Source organism: Meridianimaribacter flavus (assembly GCF_004366715.1).
GTDB lineage: Bacteria > Bacteroidota > Bacteroidia > Flavobacteriales > Flavobacteriaceae > Gaetbulibacter_B > Gaetbulibacter_B jejuensis.
In genome coordinates, this window is sequence record NZ_SOQZ01000004.1 from 1 (window position 1) to 22169 (window position 22169).

The window sequence follows — 22169 nt, forward strand, 5'->3', positions numbered from 1 at the left end:
TAACTGATGATTGTGGTAACACTGCTACGCTTGTTCAAACTATTAATGTGGTAGATACTACTGCGCCTATTATTGTTGGAGACTTTGAAACAACTATAGATGTAAGCTGTTCAGATATTCCTGAAGTACCAGAATTAGTATTTGAAGACGCTTGTTCTTCTGACATAACTGTAGAGTTTAACGAATCAAATGATTCAAATGATGGTTTAGAAGATTATTCAATCACTAGAAGCTGGACTGTTACTGACGAATGTGGTAACGAAGCAATCTATACACAAATAGTAAATGTAAATGTTGAGAGTACATTCACAGGATATGATACCGAACTTTGTATAGATGATTTAGCTATTGACTTATTTGATTTATTAAGTGGAGATTATGACAGTGATGGTGTTTGGGAAGTTGTTTCTGGTAACGCTACGTTAGACGGAAGCATCTTTGACCCTGCAACAGCTGATCTAGGTGATTACATCTTTACTTACACTGTAGCAAACGGACCATGTCCAAGCACTGTTGAAGTAATGATTACAGTTCATGATGATTGTATTGTACTACCATGTGGCGCTGAAGATGTTGTGATTTCTAAAGCTGTTACTCCTAATGGTGACCAATGGAATGAGTTCTTTACAATCACTGGTGTTGAGGATTGTGGGTTCACTATTGAACTACAAATATTCAACCGTTGGGGAGCAAAAATCTATGAAAACTTCAATTATCAAAATGATTGGAATGGTACAGCTTCAAAAGCTTCAATAGGAAGATCTGATAAAGTACCTTCAGGAACGTATTATTATATAATAAACATCAAAGGTAGTAATGGACTGCAGCTAAAACCTTTTACAGGTCCAATCTACATAGGAACCAAATAAATTTTAACCTATTATGAAATTATTAAAGTTTAACATAATCGTTTTTATACTGTTCAATTGCTGGACAAGTGTTGCCCAACAGTTACCTCAGTTTACACAGTATATGTATAACACTATCTCGATAAACCCAGCTTATGCTGGTAGTAGAGAAACATTAAGTATTGTTGGATTACACAGGAGCCAATGGGTTGGTCTTGAAGGTGGACCAACTACACAAACCTTGTCTATTCATACACCGCTTAGAAACGAGAAAATTGGTTTAGGATTGTCGTTTATTAACGATGAGTTAGGTTATGAAAATTTCTCTTACCTATATGGTGACTTTTCGTATACTATTCAAACTGGAGAAAACACCAAACTTGCCTTTGGTCTTAAAGCTGGATTTACTCATTATAATTTAGATCAGGCTTTACTTAATGACCCTTCGGTAGTAAATGACCCTTTCTTTAATGATGTATCTAATAGATGGAGTCCAAATATTGGTACTGGTGTTTATTGGCATTCAAACAAATGGTATATAGGCCTCTCTGCTCCTAGAATTTTAAATACTGATTACAACAAAGGAAGCCAAGGAAATATTGACTATGTATCATTAGAACGTGTTAGTTACTATTTTACTGGTGGATATGTATTCGATTTAAGCGAAACCACAAAATTCAAACCAGCCACAATGCTAAAAGCTACAAATGGAGCTCCTTTATCATTTGATATAACGGCTAACTTTTTATTTAATGAAAAACTATGGTTAGGTGCTGCTTATAGAATGAATGAGTCTGCTGCTGCTATTGGTGGTATTGCCGATTTTCAGGTTTCAAAACAATTGAGAATAGGTTATGCTTATGAGTATCCTATTTCAGATATTAGACCTTATACAAGTGGAACTCATGAAGTTTTACTTATGTTTGAAATTTTCAAGACACAACGTGTTAAATCACCTAGATACTTCTAAAAAAACAGATTATGAAAGCAAGAATAATATTATTAATAGTTGCACTTAGTAGTACTTTTATGGTTGCTCAAAAACAGCAAGTAAAAGTAGCTGACAAGTTCTTTAAAAACTTCGCTTATCAAAAGGCTACTGAATTTTATGAAGAAGCTGTAAAAAAAGGTGATAGTAGCGAATATGTATTAACTAGATTAGGTGATTGTTATTACAATAATTCAGATTCTGAAGGATCAGCAAAATGGTATGCTGAAGCTGTAAGATTACATAAAAATAAAATTGATCCAGAATATTTTTACAAGTACTCACAAGCGCTTAGAGGTTTAGGTAATTATGAAGAAGCTATCATTTGGTTAGAAAAATATAAAGCAGAAAATCCTGATGACGACAGAATTGCAGGCTTAGAGTATGATAACCTTGAACTTTACGAAAAACTATCATCTACTGATGAAATTTATGTTACTATCAACACATTACCAATTAACACCAAGTTTGCCGATTTTGGTGCGTTTGAAAAAGATGGTAAGTTAATTTTCTCTTCTTCAAGAGATGGAAAAGACAAAATTTACGATTGGAATGGTGAACCATTTTTAGACCTTTATGAAGTAGAGGTTACTGAAAAAGATGGTGTAAACACTTATGAAAAAGTAAACAAAATTAATGGACCAAAAATAAATACTGAGTTCCATGAAGCAAATGCAGTTATTACTAGTGATGGAAAAACAATGTACTTTACTAGAGACAATGTAAATAAAAGAAACAAGTTAAAAACTGACAAAGAAGGAACATCACATTTAAAGATTTATAAAGCTTCTTTAGTAGATAGCATGTGGCAAGATGTAGTTGAACTTCCTATTAACGACACCTACTACTCTACTGGTCATCCTGCTTTAAGTCCTGATGATAGTACATTATTTTTTGTTTCTGATCGTGATGGTGGTTATGGATCCACAGACATCTATAAAGTTGCAATACTTGGAGATAATAAATATGGAACTCCTGAAAATTTAGGACCAGAAATTAATACAGATGGTAAAGAAATGTTCCCTTTTGTTGCCAAGGATAATACATTATACTTTTCTTCTGACAGTAATATAAACTTAGGATTCCTGGATATTTTTAAATCAAATATATTAAAAGGTGAAAACGCTGAAGTAGAAAACTTAGGTGCTCCTTTTAATACAAGTTATGACGACTTTGGTTTTATTATAGATTCTGACACTCAAATTGGTTACTTTTCATCAAACAGACCTGATGGAGCTGGTAGTGATGATATTTATGGATTTATTGGTTGTTCTCAAATAATTAAAGGAACCATTAGAGACAGTTTAACTCAAAAACCTATTGCAATGGCTACCGTTAAACTAATCAACAAAGAAGGTAAAATCTTAAACGAAGTTACTGCTGATGAAAATGGAGCATATTCATTTAAAGTAAAATGTCATACTGAATATACTGTATTAGCTACCAAACCAGATTATAAAGACAATCATAAACAAATTATGACTGGTGAAGTTAATAATGAAGAAAACACATTAGACCTAGATTTAATTCCGTTAATTATAAATAATGAAATAGTTATCAACCCTATTTTCTTTGATTTTGACAAATGGAATATAAGACCTGATGCTGCTTACGAACTTGAAAATATAGTAAGTGTAATGAGAGACCACCCAAATATGGTTATTAAAATTGAGTCGCATACTGATAGTAGAGGTAGTGATAGATATAACTTAAAACTATCAGACAGAAGAGCTAAATCAACTCATGAATATTTATTATCAAGAGGTATAGCTCCTGAAAGAATTGAAAGTGCTATTGGTTATGGTGAAACACAATTGTTAAACAAGTGTTCAAATGGTGTAAAATGTACTCCTGAAGAGCATCAACTTAACAGAAGATCTCACTTCTATATCTTAAAAAACTAAACAACACTTAATTATAAGAACAAAAAAACAGGCTAATAATAGCCTGTTTTTTTATACATCATAGTTAAGTCTATTATTGCCTAACCATTGTAATTTTGAACTATTAAAAACTAAGCCTTTTAACAACCTAGAATCATTTTTTTTGTTACGGTAGTTGAATAATCCAATTCAAACTTTAATATTAATTGTTCTTCAATAATTAAGTATGCTTCTTCTCTTCTAGCATTAATAAGAAATCCTAATGCTCACACACTTGTGATTTATTTTCTCGTTTCCGTTAGGTTAAATATAACTCATAGACAATGTACTCAAATTTAAAGTCCTTTTAATAATTACATACTTTAATTTATCAGAGCTAATAAAACTACTTATTTGTAGTTTGAATTATACCATGGTTAAGCTAGAAATAGTAAATGGTTTAGCAGCATGATTTATAACAGTACAACAAATGTAATTCCTGTATTTACATTAATAACCATGAATTAAATAAATAAAACCTTTAAATAAAAAAAGACCACTAAAAAGTGGTCTTAATTCATTAACTAATAATTAATCTATTAACGTTTTATAAAAATGTTGGTATAATACCATTTACCTTCTTCATTTTGTTCGGCAGAAATATCAAAGTCTGTAAAGTCTCCTTCAATATTTGCTCTATGACCTTCACTGTTAATCCATGCATTTACAACTGATTGTGCTGAGCTAAAAGCATAAGCAACGTTTTCAGATACTTTAGTTGCTGATGCGTGTTGCTCTAAACTACTTTTTCTTTGGAAAAAATTGTCATGATTTACTTGATTAACACTAACCATGTAGTCAGTATGCGAATAGGCAACAGACTTAATAATGTTTAAATTGTTCAATGGATTTAAGCCTAATTCTATTCTGTGCGCATTGATAAGCTCTAAAATTTCTATTTCAATAGTTTTTGCAGCTGGTGCGTTTTGTAATGTTATATTATTTGCTTCATTTTCAGGGAATTCTTCAGTAGAACAAGAGAAGCTTAACATTGCAAACAATACCATAACTGGTAGGTAAAATTTAGTCTTCATAAGAGGGTTATTTAGATTTGGTGTAGTAAAATTAGAAGACTATACGTAGTAGACTGTTAATAAAATGTTAAAATCGATAAAAAACATGCATTTCATCGATTTTAAATGTCAATAATCGATGAAATGCATAAAACTGAAGAATATTCTTACTTTTTATCGATAAAATTTTACACTTTATCGTTTTGTAAAAGCTGAAAAAAATAATTAAGGCGCAAGTCGGTTAATTGTCCAACTAGAATCTGAATTCAATTTATATTCAATTCTATCATGAAGTCTATTAGGTCTCCCTTGCCAAAACTCAATTTCTGTAGGCTTAATTAAAAATCCGCCCCAATGATTAGGTCTAGGTATATCTTTGTCATTATATTGAAGCTCTAATTCTTTTAACTTGTTATTCAATACATCCCTATCGTCAATAATTTCGCTTTGGTTAGAAGCCCATGCTCCTAGTTGACTTCCTCTTGGACGTGTTGAAAAATAGTCGTCACTAGTAGCAGCATCAACTTTTTCAGCAATACCTTTAATGATAACTTGTCGTTCAGCTGAATGCCAAAAAAAGGAAAGACAAACATTAGGATTTGCTAGTATGGCTTGTCCTTTGTCACTATTATAATTAGAATAAAACACAAAACCATCAGTATTAAACTCCTTTAACAGCACAATTCTACTTTTAGGGAAACCATCTAAACTTATTGTAGATAACGTCATTGCATTAGCTTCAATTTCAGGAAAAGAAGTATCTATTTCATGAAACCATCTTTTAAACAACTCTAGAGGGTTTGCAGGAGCATCTTTTAATAAAAGCTCATGTTTTTCATAAGATTTTCTGTAATTACTTAAGTCTGTACTCATTAGATTTTAATATGCTTTTTTGATTAGATTTTATTTTTTTGAATAAAGTAATTCATATAAATTTAAGAATTATTTTAGTCCCATGACATTTGAAAATAGCAAATATTTTAACCTTCTTAAACACTCAAAAGTAGAGTTTTCATTTGGTAATTTTTATCTTTTTGACAAGTTTATAATCTCTGAAATAAATGAAGGCGTCCATTTTGACTGGGACAAAATTCAACAGGTTATTGCTGCATTAATAGATTACTATGGGTCAAATCTTAAAATTGGATATATTTCAAACAGAGTAAACCCCTACTCTATTGAACCACAATTGTGGATTAGATTTCAAAGAGATTATGGGTTTATTGTTGCTAGTGCTATGGTATCTTATACTGAACTTAATTACATAAACGCCTCTATTGAAAAGCGATTTTCAGAGATGAGTATAAAGCGTTGCGGCTCTTTAGATGAAGCTATAAACTGGATTAAAAATTTAAAGGAGTTTAAATAATAAAATAGAACTGTCTTGCTTTTACTCTCAAAAAAGCTTATTTTAGTTAAAATATTTCCCCTTACATTATTATTTAAATTTTATAGCAATTAACAATGGATCATTTTAGAACCATAGAACAATATTGTAAGGGAATAGGTATATCTAAACCTAAACATTCAGAGTTTGACATTAGAAGATTTGAGATTAACATGAAAACCGTTAATCTTAAACAACCTCCTTTTAGACATGAATTTTATGCTATTGCCATAAAAGTTGCAGGAGGTGGCAAAGCTATTTCTGGTCATCATACTGACTTTCCTACTGGTTATACCATTTTCTTTAACTCACCTTATCAAATTTTATCTTGGGATATTTTACCCGATTGGGAAGGCTTTTACATCATTTTTAATCAAGACTTTATATCAAGATCTTCAGTGTTTAATAATATCTTGAATAGATTTCCTTTTTTAAAGATTGAAAAAGATATCCCATTAGAGATTGGACAAAAACAAGTAGACGATGTTTTAGCCATCTACGAATCAATTTATGAAGAATACCACAGTAATCATAAAGACAAGTTTCAAATTATTGAATCTCAAGTGTTACTGTTACTAAACTACATTAAAAGGTATTTTAAAAACACAAATACCACTTTAGATGTTCCTGAAGAAATTAGAAAAACAGATTTAAAAATACTAGCTCGATTTCAAACACTTATTGAGACTTCTTTTTTTCAAGACATTGATACTAACTTTGATTCTAAGCTACACTCTACCTCATTCTATGCTGATATATTAAATGTTCATCCTAATCATTTAAATACTGTAATTAAACAAATTACAGGGCAAACAGCAAAACAGTTAATACAAAACCATGTTATCAATTTAGCTAAATCAAGACTTATTAACACTCAACTTAGTGTAAAAGAAATCGCATACTCTCTACATTACGAATCTCCTAACAATTTTAGTAGTTTCTTTAAAAAAATGACAGGAAAAACACCAAATTATTACAGAAAAGAAAGTAATATTTGATTTTTATAGTTTTTCCTTTGTTTTTATTTAGATACAAAGTTCTAATAATTAGAATTTTGTATTCATAAGAAATAAAATGCAAAAAAAAATATCTTTTAATAGCAAAGGCCTCAAACTTAAGGGCAACCTTTTTTACCCCAATAACTATAGTGATAAGCAAAAATATCCTGCTATTATAGTCTCTGGAAGCTGGACAACAGTAAAAGAGCAAATGGCAGGTCTTTATGCTTCAAAATTATCAAAAAATGGGTTTATCACCTTAGCTTTTGACTTTAGTCACTATGGTGAAAGTGAAGGTGAACCTCGTTTTTTTGAAAGACCAAAACTTAAAAAAGAAGATATTAAAAATGCAGTTACTTTCTTATCAAGACAAAAAACTGTGGACACTAATAAAATTGGTGTTTTAGGCATTTGTGCTGGCGCAATGTATACATTAATGGCTGCTGCAGAAGACAATCAAATTTCTTCAGTAGTTACTGTTGCATCTTGGCTACATGATGAAGAAGCAGTAAAACTTTTTTATGGTGGAGAAACAGGTGTTAGATCAAAAATTAAAGCTGCAAAAAACGCAAAAATTAAATACGCTATTACTGGAGAAGTAGAATACATACCAACTATATCTGAAACAGATGAAAGTGCAGCCATGTTTGGATCGTACGATTATTACCTAAATCCTAAAAGAGGCGCAATTAAAGAATGGAGTAATGATAAGTTTGCAGTTGCTAGTTGGGAAGATTGGTTAACAACTAATCCTATGCCTTATGCTGAAAAAATTAAAACACCAACATTAATGATACATTCAGATGGTGCTGTTTTACCTGACTACACAAAAAAATTTTATAACACTATACCAACTCACAACAAACAACTTATATGGATGGATACTGACTTAGAGTCACCATTTCATCAATTTAGCTTTTACGATCAAGAACCTGAAGTTAACAAAGCAATAGAATATGCTAGCCAATGGTATAAAAAACACATGAATTAATAGCCTTCAAATATTAACCAAACAACCTCAAAAACACTTTACTATGCGACTAGAACTAACACGTTATTACAAAGAAAACAGTTCGTACAAACTGAAACTGTCTTTTGGAACATTTTATTTATTTAGTAAATTTTATGTTGCCGAAATCAATGAAGGAGTCCATTTAAGCTACAATAAGTTAAAAGTTATTTTTCAAGAAATAACTGATTTTTATGGTAAAAATGCTAAAATTGTATGTATTGCAAACAGAGTGAACACCTACTCTACCGAACCTATAGTATTTAATATACTTGATGATGAATTCCCTATTTTAAAAGCAAGTGCTTTTGTTACTTATAGCGACAAAGCTTTTAAAGTATCAACTTTAGAAAAAATTATCATTAAGAATAATGTATTAAGATTTAGATCTTTGGCCGAAGCTTTGCATTGGGCAACTAATTATGACCTCAAATCATCAAAATCAAATGATTTTCCATCTTTAGATAACAACACATTATCAAATACTGATGAAGCTTCCTCTCGAAAATCTTCATAGTCATTATAACGTGTTGAATAATGACCTAAAATTAATGATTTTGCATTAGCTAACTTAGCAATTTCAGCAGCTTCCTTTGCTGTAGAGTGCTTTGTTTTTGGAGCTAAATGTGCGTGTTTTTCTAAAAAAGTAGCCTCGTGATAAAGCACATCAGCATCTTTAATAATAGGAACAATACTTGGGTTATATGCTGTATCGCTACAAAACGCATAGCTTTTAACTGGAGCTGGAGCTTTAGTAAGCTCACTATTTTTAATTAGCTCTCCATTATTATCTACAACATCTGCTCCTTGTTTTAACTTTCTATAATACGCAACATCAATATCATTATTTAATATTGCATTCATATCTAGTTTTCGCTCTCCAGGTTTTTCTTTAAATAAAAACCCATTAGTGTACACTCGATGGTCTAAAGGAATTGTATGAACTTCTACTTTATCGTCTTCAAAAATTAATTCAGACTTTGTTGAAGTTAACTCATGAAAAATCAGTTTATAATTTGTCCATGATTCGGCTAACTTCATTTGGAGTGTAATGACTTCCTTAAGTCCTTTTGGCCCATAAATATGCAAATCAGTTTCTCTGGTTAAAAGCCTAAAAGTTGATATTAAACCAACTAAACCAAAATAATGGTCACCATGAAGATGTGAAATAAAGATATGTTTTATACGATTGAACTTAATCTTAGCTTTTCTTAACTGCACTTGTGTGCCTTCGCCACAATCAATTAAAAACATGTGGTTTTTAATTTGCAATACTTGAGACGTTGGGTTTGTATCTATTCGTGGAGTTGCACTATGACAGCCAAGGATTGTTAGTTGCATGTAGTTGTTTTAAAATCCTAAATCGCGCTCAATTTCTTCCATTTCAATAATATCATAAGCTTCTTGCAGTGTAGGAACTACAACAATTTCATCTGGAGTTTCATCTAAATTGGTTTTATCAGTAACTATAACAAACGAATGTTTTGATGCTCTATGTGTATTTGAAATACTTAAAAATTCTACTATTTGTTCTAAAGGAATTTTATTTAAACTAGTAAGATTAACAATTACATTGTCATTTTTAAAACGCTCATACATTACTTCAAGCTTTTTTACTAGTTCAACAACCGTAGCTTTTTCTTGTGTAATGATAGTTGTATTTCCGTCTTTGTCAAAAATCATAATAAATTAGTGTTTAATTTTTGAAGCTAATAAATAAATTACAGCCATTCTAACTGCTACTCCATTTTGAACTTGATCTAAAATAATAGCTTGGTCAGAATCTGCAACATCACTCGTGATTTCGACACCACGATTAATTGGTCCAGGATGCATTATTGTAATTTCTTTATCAAGACTGTTCAATAACGCTTTATTAACTCCATATTGCTGAGTGTACTCTCTTGTTGAAGGGAAATAGCTTATATCCATTCGTTCGTTTTGAACGCGAAGCATATTAGCTACATCACACCAATTAAGGGCTTTACGCAAATTAGTTTCAACTTTTACACCAAGTTTATCAATATGTTTTGGCAACAATGTTTTTGGTCCGCAAACCATAACATTTGCACCTTGAAGTTGTAATGCATATATATTTGAAAGCGCAACACGACTATGTAAAATATCACCAACTATAACAACATTTTTACCTTTTACACTTCCTAGTCGCTCTCGTATTGAATAACTGTCTAACAAGGCTTGTGTTGGATGCTCATGAGCTCCATCTCCAGCATTTACAATACTTGCATCTACATGTTGAGATAAAAACACTCCTGCTCCAGGATTTGGGTGTCTCATAACAACCATATCCACTTTCATGGAAAGAATATTGTTTACCGTATCAATTAAAGTTTCTCCTTTTTTTACTGAAGATTGTGATGCTGAAAAATTGATAACATCAGCAGACAATCGTTTTTCGGCTAACTCAAAAGAGAGCTTTGTACGCGTAGAGTTTTCAAAAAATAAATTAGCAATTGTAATGTCTCTAAGCGAAGGTACTTTTTTTATTGGCCTGTTAATGACTTCTTTAAAATGATCGGCAGTTTCAAAAATAAGTTGAATATCTTGAGAGTTAAGATATTTTATTCCTAATAAGTGGTTGACACTTAATTCGCTCATAGATTTAATTATTTATTAAGTAAACCGAGTCTTCTCCATCATTTTCAGCCCAATTTACTTTTACTTTTTCTTTGTTAATAGCATCTACCTGACGACCTCTATAATTAGGTTGTATTGGTAAATGCCTACTAAAACGTCGGTCAATTAAGGTTAAAAGTTCTATTTCGTTAGGTCTTCCAAACGATTGAATTGCTGTTAAAGCAGACCGTATACTTCGTCCTGTATATAAAACATCATCAATAAAAACCACATTTTTATTTTCAACTAAGAAGTTAATTTCGGTAGTATTAGCTTCAAGGGTTTTTTCTCCTCGTCTAAAATCGTCTCTAAAAAAAGTAATATCTAAATGCCCTAACTGAATGTTTTTTACTTTATAGTCTTCAGTTAACATTTTAGCTAAACGATTAGCTAAATACTTCCCTCTAGGCTGAATACCTATTAAAACTGTGTTGGAAAAATCGTTGTGGTTTTCAATTAATTGACAAGCCAATCTATGAAGAATGATGTTTACCTCTTTTGCATTAAGTAACACTTTTTGACTCATATTGTATCCAAACGTATTTGGAGAACAAAGATAATGCAAAATTTTTACGCAGTTTGCATAAACTCTAAAAAAGTAAAAAGAAGCCTATTTAAGGCTTCTTTTTTTTAGTTGTCAAAATAAATTAATATCTAACAAACTTGACAGACTCACTGTTTTTATTATTGTATAAGTTTAAAACATAAACTCCTTTGTTTAAATAAGATGTATCAATAGATTGTAAAACATCACTTGAATCTCCTTTAGCCAATTGCTTACCGTCTAATCCATAAATACTAAATTCAAAAAAATCGATATTATTTAATAAATCTATTTTATTGTCCTTTACTAAAACTTTAAAGTCTTGTTGATTTGCGCTTTCTAAACCTAAAGTACTATCATACTCACTAACCATGGTAATTGATGTTCCATTTAAAAGATTGGTTAAAACACCTCCAAGTCCTGAAGTTTTATACACTCTCAAATAGTAAACATCACCTGGGTTAATATTATTGATAACAACTTCAAAGCTACCTCCAACAACCAATAAAACTCCGTAAGAATCACATCCTATTTCTTGAAGATTTCCAATATCTCCTGATGGTGCTAATAAAATTTGGTAATCAACACTAGTTATTAAAGAAACACCAGCGCTTACCATACCAATTGTAACTTTGTTATCTCCTCCTGAGACTTCATGCATATAAAACACATCATCAGTAGCTCCACACGCAGGATTTAATCCCGAAGGAGTAGCTGAGTTAAAATCTAAAACATTTACAGCTACAGCAGTTCCATCTACTTCTATAGCATCATTAATCGTGTTTCCATTTTGAGCTACTAAGAGGGTAGCCATCAAAAATCCGGTTAAAAAAAGTACATTTTTTTTCATAATATAAAAATTTAGGGTTAATAAAAAGACTGCTTTGTTCTTGATTGAACTATATCTTGTCTAATTACAAAGTGCACTCTATAATTATGAAAAAATTTAAAACTTATTTTAACAAATAATCATTAAAATCGTTATTTTAATACTTATTTACTATTAATTTAACAAACAAAAGCATAAATAACAACGATTTAATTAAATATTATGTGAAATACATAAAATTTTAACATTTAATATGAAAAACATAAAAAAGCCTTACAGAAACTGTAAGGCTTTTTAAAAAATTGGTTTTGGGTCAAATATTACTTCTTCCCGTCCATTTTATCTTTAAGAGCTTGCAACGCGTCGTTAGCATCACCTAAAGTAGGTTTTGCTTCAGCAGCTTGAGCTTCTGCTTTTTTAGCAGCAGCTTTTACGTTTGCAATTTCTTCTTCTTTAAAGATTGCTGTATGAGAAGCAACTACTCTCTTGAATTCTTTATTGAACTCAATGATTTTGAATTCTGCTTCTTCACCTTTCTTAAGTTTCTTACCATCTTCTTTCTCTAAGTGACGAGAAGGAACAAAAGCAACGATATCTTCGTTAAACTCAACAGTTGCACCTTTGTCAACGATTTCAGAAATTTCAGCAGTGTGAGTTGTATCTAAAGCAAACTCAGTCTCATACTTATCCCATGGGTTATCAGTAGTTTGTTTGTGACCTAAAGATAATTTACGTCCTTCTACGTCTAACTCAAGAACAACAACTTCTAACTTGTCTCCTACGTTACAGAACTCGCTTGGGTGTTTAATTTTCTTAGTCCAAGATAAATCAGAGATATAAATTAATCCGTCGATACCTTCTTCTAATTCAACAAATACACCAAAGTTTGTAAAGTTACGCACAATACCAGTGTGTGTAGAACCTACAGGGTATTTTCCTGTAATATCAGTCCATGGGTCTGGAGTTAATTGCTTAATACCAAGTGACATTTTACGATCTTCTCTATCAAGAGTTAAGATAACTGCTTCAATTTCGTCTCCTACAGATACGAAATCTTGAGCTGAACGTAAATGTGTTGACCATGACATTTCAGATACGTGAACTAATCCTTCAACACCTTCTTCTACTTCAATAAATGCACCGTAATCAGCAATTACAACAACTTTACCTTTTACTTTGTCACCTACTTTTACAGTTTCACCAAGTGCTTCCCAAGGATGCTTGCTTAATTGTTTTAAACCTAATTGGATTCTAGATTTATCTTCATCGAAATCTAAAATTACAACGTTAAGTTTTTGGTCTAATTCAACAATCTCATTTGGATGGTTGATACGAGACCAAGAAAGATCAGTAATGTGGATTAATCCATCAACACCACCAAGATCAATAAACACACCGTATGACGTAATGTTTTTAACAACACCTTCTAATACTTGTCCTTTTTCTAATTGACCAATGATTTCTTTCTTTTGTTCTTCAATATCAGCTTCAATAAGAGCTTTGTGAGATACTACTATGTTTTTGAATTCGTGGTTGATTTTTACAACTTTAAATTCCATAGTTTTATTTACGTACTGGTCGTAATCTCTAATTGGTTTTACATCGATTTGAGAACCTGGTAAGAATGCTTCAATACCAAAAACGTCAACGATCATACCTCCTTTAGTTCTACATTTTACAAAACCGTTTACGATTTCACCAGTGTCATGTGCATTGTTTACACGATCCCATGCTTTGATAACACGAGCTTTACGGTGAGATAATACTAATTGTCCTGTTGTGTCTTCACGAACGTCAATTAATACTTCTACCTTGTCACCAACTTTTAAATTTGGGTTGTAACGGAACTCATTTAATGAGATTACACCTTCAGATTTTGCGTTGATGTCGATGATAGCATCACGATCAGTAATGTGGATTACTTCTCCTTCTACTACTTCATCATCTAAAGTATCTACGAAATTTTCAGATACTAATTTTTCAAATTCTTCTAATTGCTTGTCGTCAACTTGGTCAATTCCTTCTTCGTAATTGTGCCAGTTAAACTCTTTTAAGAATTTTTCAGGATTTGCTTGCGCTTCAGATACTACTGGAGCTTTAGCTGCTACTGCTTCAGTTGCTTCAACTTCTGCTTGTTTTGCTTGTTTTTCAGCCATGTGCTGATAATTAATTTGTATTCTGTATGTTTAAAAAGATTTATGCGAACACACACAGAAGTGTTATTGTTTGTTTTGTTTGTTTCCTTCCTATCTTTTTCAACTCGCTAAAAAGGAGTGCAAAAATACAATTTATTTATTGTAATACCAAATAAATAATTGAAGTATAAATTATTGGTTTTTAACGCGTAATAAGTGCTTATGCGTTTTTAGCAATGGTTTGTTTTGCTAGCTGCAAAATGGTTTCAAATTGCTCACTTAATGTAAGGTTAGAATTATCTATTTCTATAGCGTCTAAAGCTTTGGTAAGTGGAGAGTCTTTTCTGGTGGAATCTATCCTATCTCTGGTTTCAACATTTTTTAAAACGTCTTCAAAACTCACATCGTCACCGCGTTCTTTCAATTCTTCATAACGCCTCACTGCTCTTGTATTTGCAGATGCTGTCATAAACAATTTAAGCTCTGCATCAGGAAAAACAACTGTACCAATATCTCTACCGTCCATAACAACACCCTTGTCTTTTCCCATTTGTTGTTGCTGTTTTACCAATTGCCTACGAACTTCGGGAACTGTTGCTACTTGACTTACAAATTTTGAAACTTCTAATGTTCTAATCTGCTTTTCAACATTTACAGAATTTAAATATACCTCAGCAAAACCTAGCGTTTCATTAAACTTAAATGAGATATTTATATCATCTAATTGATTGATTAATGCTTCTGTATCAAAACAGTCTTCTGCTATAAGGCTATTTTGCATCGCATATAAAGTTACAGCTCTATACATTGCTCCTGTATCCACATACACATAGCTTAAAGCTTTTGCTAATTGTTTAGCAACTGTACTTTTTCCTGTTGAGGAAAATCCGTCTATAGCAATAGTAATGTTTTGCATTAGCATGTTTTTATTTATCAAAATTAGTTATTTTTTAATAAGATCATAAACTTTATCAGTCAACTTAATAACTTCAAAATTAGTGCCTTCTATGGTTCCCATTTCATTGTTATACAAGGATATATTACCTTTTTTGTCTTTTACATAAGAGTATGCATAACTTTTACTCTCATTATCAAAAACATCTCTAATAAAAATAACTAAATCTTCATTAGATGGTAATCCACAATAAATATCAGTTGAAAAATACACAGTAAAACCCTCTAACAATGAATATCCTTTTACCAATCCATCTTCACTAATAACCAAATCATTAGAAAGTAAATTATCATTAATATCTTTAAGAACATAATTTCCTACTAAATTCTTACTCCTTGTATAATAGTATAAAGGATTAGGATATTGATAGTCCTTATTGAAGGTTGATTTCACTCGTTTGTATTTAATAATCTCCTCTGTATGTTCTTTATTTTTTGGTCTATATAGAGTAACTGTACTGTTTTGAGAATCTAAAGATAAATAAGACACCCAATCATTATTAAATTCACGAAAATCTATTATCTTATAAAACCCTAATGAATCTTTTGAGTTTAAATCCACACTAAAACTACCTTGTTCACTTATAGTGTCTTTATTTTTCACAACATATTTAGACACTTCAGGATGTAAAAAATGGTCGTGTAAAACAGAATATCCTATATTAAGAATTCCATTTTTATTTTCGGATGTATTAATTCTTAAAGCTACAGGATAACTATAATCAAAAGCATTTTTACTTTTTATTGCACTATTATTCTCTTCAAAAGCATTATAATATTCTTCAGCAATCCAAACTCCATTCAAAGTGCTTATTTCAATTAGGTTGGTTTGTGAAAAAACATTTACACTAAATGCTAAAAGGAAAAAAGATAATTTATTAAACATAGACTGGTTATCTCAAATCTATTTGCAACCCAAAGAAACTTGTGTTTGAAGCTCCTGTATATCTTGCATGCGTATAACTGAATCGCATTTTGTTGAGTTTTATTCCAACTCCAAAAGATAATCCTGAAAAGTTACGTTGGTCAACAATTCTTAATTCTTCTGATCTTCTAAAGTTATACCCTAATCGAACATTAAACCCTCTATCAGGAAATAACTCTACTCCTAGTATTGTATGACGTAGTACTTCATTTAAAAAGCCTACTTTTTCTTGGGTTTGTTCGCCATCTAGGTCTGTAGTTGCTCTTGCAGGATTAGAAAAACCAATTGGCCACTCTTGAAGGTTTTCTAAGGTTAAGTGCCATCTAATTGGTACGTTCTCTAAAGTTTGCGACATACCAAAATTGATTTCTAAAGGTAAACTCTCATTTAAACCTGCATAAGTTTTAAGCTGCGCTCCAAGATTTCTAACGGTTAATGCTGCATGAAAATCTAATCTTTCATTTATATACATTATTCCTAAATCTAATGCACCTCCAATAGAGTTGTATTGTTCCAATTTTGAAGTGATTATTTTAAGGTTTGCTCCTGCATAAAAATCGGAAAACCCTATTTGCTTTGCATAACCTAAAGATAAAGCAGCTTCATTTCCTGTAAAAGAACCTGTAGATACTCCGTTGATATCATAACCATCAAAACTACCATAATTAATATAGGTCATCCCAATATGAAATGTTTGCACTCGTCTGTCCCAAGTATATGCATAAGCAGCAGTACCATAACTAATACCTCCCAAATAGCTTGAATAATTAAGTGCTAACTGGTTATCCATTTCATCATTAATAGTTGCAGGATTGTATAAAGGACTGGTTACATCATAATCATAATTGGTAAGCACTTTACCTCCTAATGCAGCTTGACGAGGAGATGATACCAAATTTAAAAACTGGTACGTAGACTCTCCACCAACTTGAGCATAAATTGATGAAGTGACAATGCAAAATAAAAAAATAAAAACCCTCTTTAGCATAAGTCTGCAAAGTAAACAAATCTATCTTAAAACGAAGACATCATTGTTTTATTTTTATGCTATAAAAAAACCTCAACAAATTGTTGAGGTTTAAACTTATAAGGCCTTTGCATTTTTAACCTTTTGGTTAGTGAGTGCAAGCTTTAAAACATCACTCATATCGGTAACATAGTGAAATTTGAGACCTTTTAAATATTCAGGCTTTATTTCGTCTATATCACGCTTGTTGTCTTCACAAAGTAAGATTTCTTTTATTCGAGCACGTTTAGCAGCCAATATTTTTTCTTTAATTCCACCAACAGGTAACACTTTTCCACGAAGCGTAATCTCACCTGTCATCGCTAAACTACTTTTAACTTTACGTTGCGTAAATAAAGACACTAAAGAGGTTAACATAGTTACACCTGCACTTGGACCATCTTTAGGAGTAGCTCCTTCAGGTACGTGAATGTGTACGTTATATTTATCAAACACTTCTGGGTTTATACCAAACTCATCAGCATGCGATTTAATATACTCCATAGCAATGGTAGCAGACTCTTTCATCACCTTTCCTAAGTTACCAGTAATAGTTAAATTACCTTTTCCTTTAGAAAGTATTGATTCTATAAACAAAATATCGCCTCCTACTCTAGTCCAAGCTAATCCTGTAACAACTCCTGCTACATTATTATTTTCATATTTATCGCGTTCTAGCTTTGGTGCTCCAAGTACTTCTACAATATCATCATTACTCACTTTTACATTGTACTCCTCTTCCATAGCAATGTTTTTTGCTGCATAACGCACCATTTTTGCTACTTGTTTTTCCAATCCTCTAACACCAGACTCTCTAGTATAACCTTCTACAATTTTTTCTAATTGTGGTTTTGCTATTTTAAGGTCTTTAGGTTTTAAACCATGTTCTTCAAGTTGTTTTGGCAGTAAATGTCTTTTTGCGATTTCAACTTTTTCTTCAATAGTATAACCGCTTACATTTATAATTTCCATTCTGTCTCTTAAAGCAGGCTGAATGGTATTTAAGCTATTAGAGGTTGCAATAAACATCACTTTAGAAAGGTCAAATCCCATTTCTAAGAAGTTATCATAAAACTCACTGTTTTGCTCAGGATCTAACACTTCTAACATTGCAGATGAAGGATCGCCTTGATGCGAATTAGACAGTTTATCTATCTCATCTAACACAAACACTGGGTTTGATGTTCCTGCCTTTTTAAGACTTTGAAGAATTCGTCCAGGCATTGCACCAATATAGGTTTTACGATGTCCTCTAATTTCAGCTTCATCTCGCAAACCTCCTAATGACATCCTTACATACTCTCTTCCTAAAGCTTCAGCAATAGACTTCCCTAAAGACGTTTTACCAACTCCTGGAGGTCCATAAAGACAAAGGATTGGAGATTTCATATCATTACGCAATTTTAAAACTGCCAAATATTCAATAATTCGACGTTTTACGTCATCTAATCCATAATGGTCTCGGTCTAAAACTTTTTTAGCGTGTTTTAAATCGAAGTTATCGTCACTAAACTCATTCCAAGGTAAATCTAAAAATAAGTCTAAGTAATTACGTTGAATAGAATACTCTGCAACTTGCGGATTCATTCGCTGTAATTTAGATAATTCTTTATCAAAATGCTCGCCTACTTTTTCATCCCAAACTTTATCCTTAGCACGTTGACGCATTTCTTCTACTTCCTCTTCATACGAAACACCTCCAAGTTCTTCTTGAATGGTTTTCATTTGTTGATGTAAAAAGTACTCACGTTGCTGTTGGCTCATGTCGCTTTGCACTTTAGACTGAATGTCGTTTTTAAGCTCCAGCTTTTGGAACTCAACATTCATATACTTTAAAGTCGTTAACGCACGCTCTTTTAAATCGTTTATCTCTAAAAGCTCTTGCTTTTCCTTTACTGTAAGATTCATGTTTGAAGACACGAAATTTACCAGAAACGAATTGCTTTCAATGTTTTTAATTGCAAAAGTAGCTTCGGTAGGAATGTTTGGGCTTTCCTTAATGATTTGAAGCGACAATTCTTTTATAGAATCTATTATTGCCGAAAACTCCTCGTTATCAACAGCTGGTTTAGCTTCTGCCACATCTTTGATAGTTGCTGTTATATAAGGTTTTTCAGAAACTATTGTATCAATCTCAAAACGTCTTTTACCTTGTATAATAATAGTAGTATTACCATCAGGCATTTTTAAAACTTTAAGGATTTTAGCTACTGTTCCTTTTTTATAAATGTCGTTTCCTGTTGGGTTTTCGATAGTTTCATCTATTTGAGAAACCACACCTATTACCTTACTACTTTTATTAGCATCGTTAATAAGCTTTATAGACTTGTCTCTACCTGCTGTAATTGGAATAACCACTCCAGGAAACAAGACTGTATTACGTAATGGTAATATTGGTAATGTTTCGGGTAGTGCTTCATTATTTATTTCTGCTTCATCTTCAGGTGTCATTAGTGGGATTAACTCTGAATTTTCATCGAAATCCTGTAATGACAAACTGTCAAGACTTAAAAAATTAGATTTTGCCATATATCTTTTGTAGGTCATTCTGTCATTATAAATAACAAAATGCATTTTAATTAATCATTAAATATTCAAAACAAATGCTGATAATCAACAATTTAACATATCAACAAAGTTATTTACCTTTATATAATTTCAATAGTTATGCCATTACCAAAATATCACAGTAAAAACTTTTTTCAATTAAAGTGTAACAAATTAAAAACACATACATCTTTATACTAAAGCATTTGTTTTTTGACACTAACCAATCAAAATATAGAGCAGCTACTACAGCTATGTAAATTAGGCAACCAAAACGCGCAAATGGAAGTCTACAACCGGTATTACAAAGCTATGTATAATACTGCACACCGAATTGTAAAAGACAGCTTTGAAGCTGAAGATATCATGCAAGATTCTTTTTTAACCGCTTTTACAAAATTAGACAGCTTAAAAAACGTGTCGACTTTTGGATCATGGTTAAAACGAATTGTAGTAAACAATAGTATTTACCATTACAATAAAAACAGTAAATACAGTGATGTTCCTTTAGATAATGTAATGTATAAAATTGAAGATGAGCAAGGGATTGCCGAAGATTATGAATTTACCAATCTAAAAGCAACCCAAGTTATGCAGAGTATGAAGCAGCTTAAAGAAAATTACCAAGTTAGCTTAACACTGCATTTAATTGAAGGTTATGATTATGAAGAAATCTCGGAAATCATGAATATATCACACGCCAATTGCAGAACAATGATATCTAGAGCTAAAGAAAGTTTGAGGCAAAAACTTCAGCCATTAGCTGAATTATAAGTAAACGATATGGAAAAAGATAACTTAAAGAATTTGTTTGAAAAGCTAGATGGTCAATTTGACATTGAAACTCCATCTATAGGTCATCAAGATCGTTTTTTGAGTAAATTAAAAACTCAAGATACTAAAGTAACAACGGTTGAATCCAAAGGTAAAAACATTTGGAAACCTTTAATGGCTGTTGCTGCATCAGTAATACTATGTTTAAGTCTTTTTACTATTACTCAGCAAGAACCTGAAGTAAAAGATTTAGCTAGTGTGTCTCCAGAGTTATCAAAAACTCAAGATTTCTTTACAACAGCTATAAACAAAGAATTAGCATTACTTAAAGATGAGCGTTCTCCTGAAACCAAAGTTTTGGTTGACGATGCTTTAAAGCAGTTAAACATTTTAGAAAAAGAATACGAATTACTAAAAGTTGACCTTACTGAAAGTGGAGATGACAAACGAGTTATTTATGCTATGATCTCAAATTTTCAAACCAGAATTGACGTATTACAATCAGTACTAGAAAACATAGAACAAGTTAAACAATTAAAGCAACAAAATAATGAAATCAAAAATACTATATAACCTGTTTTTAACCTTGGTTTTAGTGATGCCACTATCTGTTATAGCTGGTGGAACAAGCTTAAAAGGCAAACACACTAAAGAAAAAACCATTAAAAAAGAGTTTACTGTTAACAGTGATGCTCTATTAAGAATAAAAAATAGCTATGGTAATATCAATGTAGCTACCTACGAAGGCAACACAACATCTATTGAAGTGGTTATAAAAACCAACGGAAATGATTTAGACGAGGTTCAAAAAAAGCTTGATGAAATTACTGTTGAATTTAACGCAACATCAAACGAAGTTGAAGCAAAAACCATTTTCAATAAAAACAAATCAAAGTCTTGGTGGAATTGGGGAAAAGGTAACAATATTAATATGGAAATTAATTACATAGTCAACCTTCCTATTACCAACAATGTCGATTTAAACAACGACTATGGTAGCATTACACTTGATAAGCTAGAAGGAAGCGCTATAATAAGATGCGATTACGGAAAGATTACCACAAAAGAATTAATGTCAGACAATAACATACTAAGCTTTGACTATACTAAAAACTGCTACTTTGAGTATATAAAAAGTGGTAAAATCAATGCTGATTACAGTGGGTATACTGTTGCAAAAACGAAAAATCTTGAAATTTCGGCAGACTATACAGACTCTACAATTGAAGTTGCTGAAAATGTAAGTTACAATTGTGATTATGGTTCAATTACCATTAATAACGCAAACAACGTAAATGGCAAAGGGGATTATCTAACTCAAAGACTTGGCAACATTTATAAAAATGTAAAATTGAATGCTGATTATGGTTCTATAAAAATTGCTAAAATGGCTGCAAATGCAGGAAGTGTATTGATAGAGTCAGATTATGTTGGAATTACAATTGGCTACGATCCTGGATACAACTTTAATTTTGAAATTGATTTAGAGTATGCATCCCTAAAAATTGATGATGCTGTTGAAATTTCTAAAAAACGAATTGAATCTACTGACAAATATTACTTAGGACATAAAGGAAACCCAAATAGCGGAAACAACATTAAAATCACTTCAGACTATGGAAGTGTAACACTAAAAGAGAATTAATCAAAAAA

Annotated in this window: 22 protein-coding genes; 10 read left to right on the top strand and 12 right to left on the bottom strand. The window is 31.6% G+C overall.

Annotated elements, in window-relative coordinates; all coding sequences use genetic code 11:
• The 3 genes from A8975_RS09040 to A8975_RS09050 all read left to right on the top strand — a co-directional run.
• Window positions 1-869, top strand: an 869-nt coding sequence (locus tag A8975_RS09040) for a gliding motility-associated C-terminal domain-containing protein (RefSeq protein ID WP_134199958.1), incomplete at its 5' end; no start/stop codon positions are given.
• 13 nt (window positions 870-882) lie between these two features.
• A complete protein-coding gene (locus tag A8975_RS09045) occupies window positions 883-1818 on the top strand; it encodes a type IX secretion system membrane protein PorP/SprF (RefSeq protein WP_129760791.1) in 936 nt (311 codons plus the stop codon).
• An 11-nt stretch (window positions 1819-1829) separates the two neighbouring features.
• Window positions 1830-3740 carry an OmpA family protein gene (locus A8975_RS09050; RefSeq protein ID WP_134199960.1) on the top strand — a complete coding sequence of 637 codons (1911 nt, stop codon included), beginning with the start codon at window positions 1830-1832 and terminating at the stop codon, window positions 3738-3740.
• A gap of 557 nt (window positions 3741-4297) precedes the next feature.
• On the opposite strand, the gene A8975_RS09055 is transcribed toward A8975_RS09050, so the two are convergent.
• Both A8975_RS09055 and pdxH read right to left on the bottom strand, forming a co-directional pair.
• The gene (locus A8975_RS09055; protein WP_129760789.1) at window positions 4298-4792 is read right to left on the bottom strand and encodes a CAP domain-containing protein; all 495 of its coding nucleotides are present in this window, start codon (window positions 4790-4792) and stop codon (window positions 4298-4300) included.
• Window positions 4793-4996: 204 nt separating this feature from the next.
• Window positions 4997-5644 carry a pyridoxamine 5'-phosphate oxidase gene (pdxH, locus tag A8975_RS09060; RefSeq protein WP_134199962.1) on the bottom strand — a complete coding sequence of 216 codons (648 nt, stop codon included), beginning with the start codon at window positions 5642-5644 and terminating at the stop codon, window positions 4997-4999.
• A gap of 82 nt (window positions 5645-5726) precedes the next feature.
• Here pdxH and A8975_RS09065 point away from each other — a divergent pair, with 82 nt between their 5' ends.
• The 4 genes from A8975_RS09065 to A8975_RS09080 all read left to right on the top strand — a co-directional run bounded on the left by A8975_RS09065 (window position 5727) and on the right by A8975_RS09080 (window position 8682).
• Window positions 5727-6140: a hypothetical protein gene (locus A8975_RS09065; protein WP_131507253.1), complete on the top strand. Its 414-nt coding sequence runs from the start codon at window positions 5727-5729 to the stop codon at window positions 6138-6140.
• 95 nt (window positions 6141-6235) lie between these two features.
• On the top strand, window positions 6236-7156 hold the full coding sequence (locus A8975_RS09070) for a helix-turn-helix domain-containing protein (protein WP_134199965.1): 921 nt from the start codon (window positions 6236-6238) through the stop codon (window positions 7154-7156).
• A 76-nt stretch (window positions 7157-7232) separates the two neighbouring features.
• Entirely contained in the window at window positions 7233-8147 is a 915-nt protein-coding gene (locus tag A8975_RS09075) for an alpha/beta hydrolase (RefSeq protein ID WP_134199967.1), read from the top strand.
• Between the two features lie 43 nt (window positions 8148-8190).
• Complete coding sequence (locus tag A8975_RS09080) at window positions 8191-8682, top strand: hypothetical protein (protein ID WP_134199969.1); 492 nt, start codon at window positions 8191-8193, stop codon at window positions 8680-8682.
• On the opposite strand, the gene A8975_RS09085 is transcribed toward A8975_RS09080, so the two are convergent.
• The 10 genes from A8975_RS09085 to lon all read right to left on the bottom strand — a co-directional run bounded on the left by A8975_RS09085 (window position 8586) and on the right by lon (window position 19724).
• Window positions 8586-9506 carry a ribonuclease Z gene (locus A8975_RS09085; protein ID WP_134199971.1) on the bottom strand — a complete coding sequence of 307 codons (921 nt, stop codon included), beginning with the start codon at window positions 9504-9506 and terminating at the stop codon, window positions 8586-8588. The genes A8975_RS09080 and A8975_RS09085 overlap by 97 nt on opposite strands.
• A 9-nt stretch (window positions 9507-9515) precedes the next feature.
• The gene (locus A8975_RS09090) at window positions 9516-9848 is read right to left on the bottom strand and encodes a ribonuclease Z (RefSeq protein ID WP_131507263.1); all 333 of its coding nucleotides are present in this window, start codon (window positions 9846-9848) and stop codon (window positions 9516-9518) included.
• Between the two features lie 6 nt (window positions 9849-9854).
• Entirely contained in the window at window positions 9855-10784 is a 930-nt protein-coding gene (locus tag A8975_RS09095; protein WP_129760784.1) for an aspartate carbamoyltransferase catalytic subunit, read from the bottom strand.
• A gap of 4 nt (window positions 10785-10788) precedes the next feature.
• Window positions 10789-11328, bottom strand: coding sequence for a bifunctional pyr operon transcriptional regulator/uracil phosphoribosyltransferase PyrR (gene pyrR / locus A8975_RS09100; protein WP_129760783.1), 540 nt, complete (start codon window positions 11326-11328; stop codon window positions 10789-10791).
• A gap of 121 nt (window positions 11329-11449) precedes the next feature.
• Window positions 11450-12160, bottom strand: coding sequence for a T9SS type A sorting domain-containing protein (locus A8975_RS09105; protein ID WP_166667462.1), 711 nt, complete (start codon window positions 12158-12160; stop codon window positions 11450-11452).
• A 335-nt stretch (window positions 12161-12495) separates the two neighbouring features.
• Window positions 12496-14331, bottom strand: coding sequence for a 30S ribosomal protein S1 (gene rpsA, locus A8975_RS09110; RefSeq protein ID WP_129760782.1), 1836 nt, complete (start codon window positions 14329-14331; stop codon window positions 12496-12498).
• Window positions 14332-14530: 199 nt separating this feature from the next.
• The gene (cmk, locus tag A8975_RS09115) at window positions 14531-15226 is read right to left on the bottom strand and encodes a (d)CMP kinase (RefSeq protein WP_134199976.1); all 696 of its coding nucleotides are present in this window, start codon (window positions 15224-15226) and stop codon (window positions 14531-14533) included.
• Window positions 15227-15253: 27 nt separating this feature from the next.
• Entirely contained in the window at window positions 15254-16150 is an 897-nt protein-coding gene (locus tag A8975_RS09120) for a hypothetical protein (RefSeq protein WP_134199978.1), read from the bottom strand.
• Between the two features lie 7 nt (window positions 16151-16157).
• Complete coding sequence (porQ, locus tag A8975_RS09125; protein WP_134199981.1) at window positions 16158-17177, bottom strand: type IX secretion system protein PorQ; 1020 nt, start codon at window positions 17175-17177, stop codon at window positions 16158-16160.
• 96 nt (window positions 17178-17273) lie between these two features.
• The gene (gene lon / locus A8975_RS09130; protein ID WP_134200468.1) at window positions 17274-19724 is read right to left on the bottom strand and encodes an endopeptidase La; all 2451 of its coding nucleotides are present in this window, start codon (window positions 19722-19724) and stop codon (window positions 17274-17276) included.
• A gap of 231 nt (window positions 19725-19955) precedes the next feature.
• Here lon and A8975_RS09135 point away from each other — a divergent pair, with 231 nt between their 5' ends.
• Genes A8975_RS09135 through A8975_RS09145 form a run of 3 tightly spaced genes read left to right on the top strand, consistent with a single transcriptional unit; the run spans window position 19956 to window position 22161 of the window.
• Window positions 19956-20516, top strand: coding sequence for an RNA polymerase sigma factor (locus A8975_RS09135; RefSeq protein WP_134199983.1), 561 nt, complete (start codon window positions 19956-19958; stop codon window positions 20514-20516).
• 9 nt (window positions 20517-20525) lie between these two features.
• Complete coding sequence (locus A8975_RS09140) at window positions 20526-21089, top strand: hypothetical protein (RefSeq protein WP_134199985.1); 564 nt, start codon at window positions 20526-20528, stop codon at window positions 21087-21089.
• On the top strand, window positions 21067-22161 hold the full coding sequence (locus tag A8975_RS09145; protein ID WP_134199987.1) for a hypothetical protein: 1095 nt from the start codon (window positions 21067-21069) through the stop codon (window positions 22159-22161). The genes A8975_RS09140 and A8975_RS09145 overlap by 23 nt, the downstream gene beginning before the upstream one ends.
• Window positions 22162-22169 lie beyond the last annotated feature (8 nt).

Bases quoted from the DNA above. Each gene is read 5' to 3' on its own strand.
- A8975_RS09045 (WP_129760791.1), top strand. From the start codon at position 883: ATGAAATTATTAAAGTTTAACATAATCGTTTTTATACTGTTCAATTGC.
- A8975_RS09050 (WP_134199960.1), top strand. From the start codon at position 1,830: ATGAAAGCAAGAATAATATTATTAATAGTTGCACTTAGTAGTACTTTT.
- A8975_RS09055 (WP_129760789.1), bottom strand. From the start codon at position 4,792: ATGAAGACTAAATTTTACCTACCAGTTATGGTATTGTTTGCAATGTTA.
- pdxH (WP_134199962.1), bottom strand. From the start codon at position 5,644: ATGAGTACAGACTTAAGTAATTACAGAAAATCTTATGAAAAACATGAG.
- A8975_RS09065 (WP_131507253.1), top strand. From the start codon at position 5,727: ATGACATTTGAAAATAGCAAATATTTTAACCTTCTTAAACACTCAAAA.
- A8975_RS09070 (WP_134199965.1), top strand. From the start codon at position 6,236: ATGGATCATTTTAGAACCATAGAACAATATTGTAAGGGAATAGGTATA.
- A8975_RS09075 (WP_134199967.1), top strand. From the start codon at position 7,233: ATGCAAAAAAAAATATCTTTTAATAGCAAAGGCCTCAAACTTAAGGGC.
- A8975_RS09080 (WP_134199969.1), top strand. From the start codon at position 8,191: ATGCGACTAGAACTAACACGTTATTACAAAGAAAACAGTTCGTACAAA.
- A8975_RS09085 (WP_134199971.1), bottom strand. From the start codon at position 9,506: ATGCAACTAACAATCCTTGGCTGTCATAGTGCAACTCCACGAATAGAT.
- A8975_RS09090 (WP_131507263.1), bottom strand. From the start codon at position 9,848: ATGATTTTTGACAAAGACGGAAATACAACTATCATTACACAAGAAAAA.
- A8975_RS09095 (WP_129760784.1), bottom strand. From the start codon at position 10,784: ATGAGCGAATTAAGTGTCAACCACTTATTAGGAATAAAATATCTTAAC.
- pyrR (WP_129760783.1), bottom strand. From the start codon at position 11,328: ATGAGTCAAAAAGTGTTACTTAATGCAAAAGAGGTAAACATCATTCTT.
- A8975_RS09105 (WP_166667462.1), bottom strand. From the start codon at position 12,160: ATGGCTACCCTCTTAGTAGCTCAAAATGGAAACACGATTAATGATGCT.
- rpsA (WP_129760782.1), bottom strand. From the start codon at position 14,331: ATGGCTGAAAAACAAGCAAAACAAGCAGAAGTTGAAGCAACTGAAGCA.
- cmk (WP_134199976.1), bottom strand. From the start codon at position 15,226: ATGCAAAACATTACTATTGCTATAGACGGATTTTCCTCAACAGGAAAA.
- A8975_RS09120 (WP_134199978.1), bottom strand. From the start codon at position 16,150: ATGTTTAATAAATTATCTTTTTTCCTTTTAGCATTTAGTGTAAATGTT.
- porQ (WP_134199981.1), bottom strand. From the start codon at position 17,177: ATGCTAAAGAGGGTTTTTATTTTTTTATTTTGCATTGTCACTTCATCA.
- lon (WP_134200468.1), bottom strand. From the start codon at position 19,724: ATGGCAAAATCTAATTTTTTAAGTCTTGACAGTTTGTCATTACAGGAT.
- A8975_RS09140 (WP_134199985.1), top strand. From the start codon at position 20,526: ATGGAAAAAGATAACTTAAAGAATTTGTTTGAAAAGCTAGATGGTCAA.
- A8975_RS09145 (WP_134199987.1), top strand. From the start codon at position 21,067: ATGAAATCAAAAATACTATATAACCTGTTTTTAACCTTGGTTTTAGTG.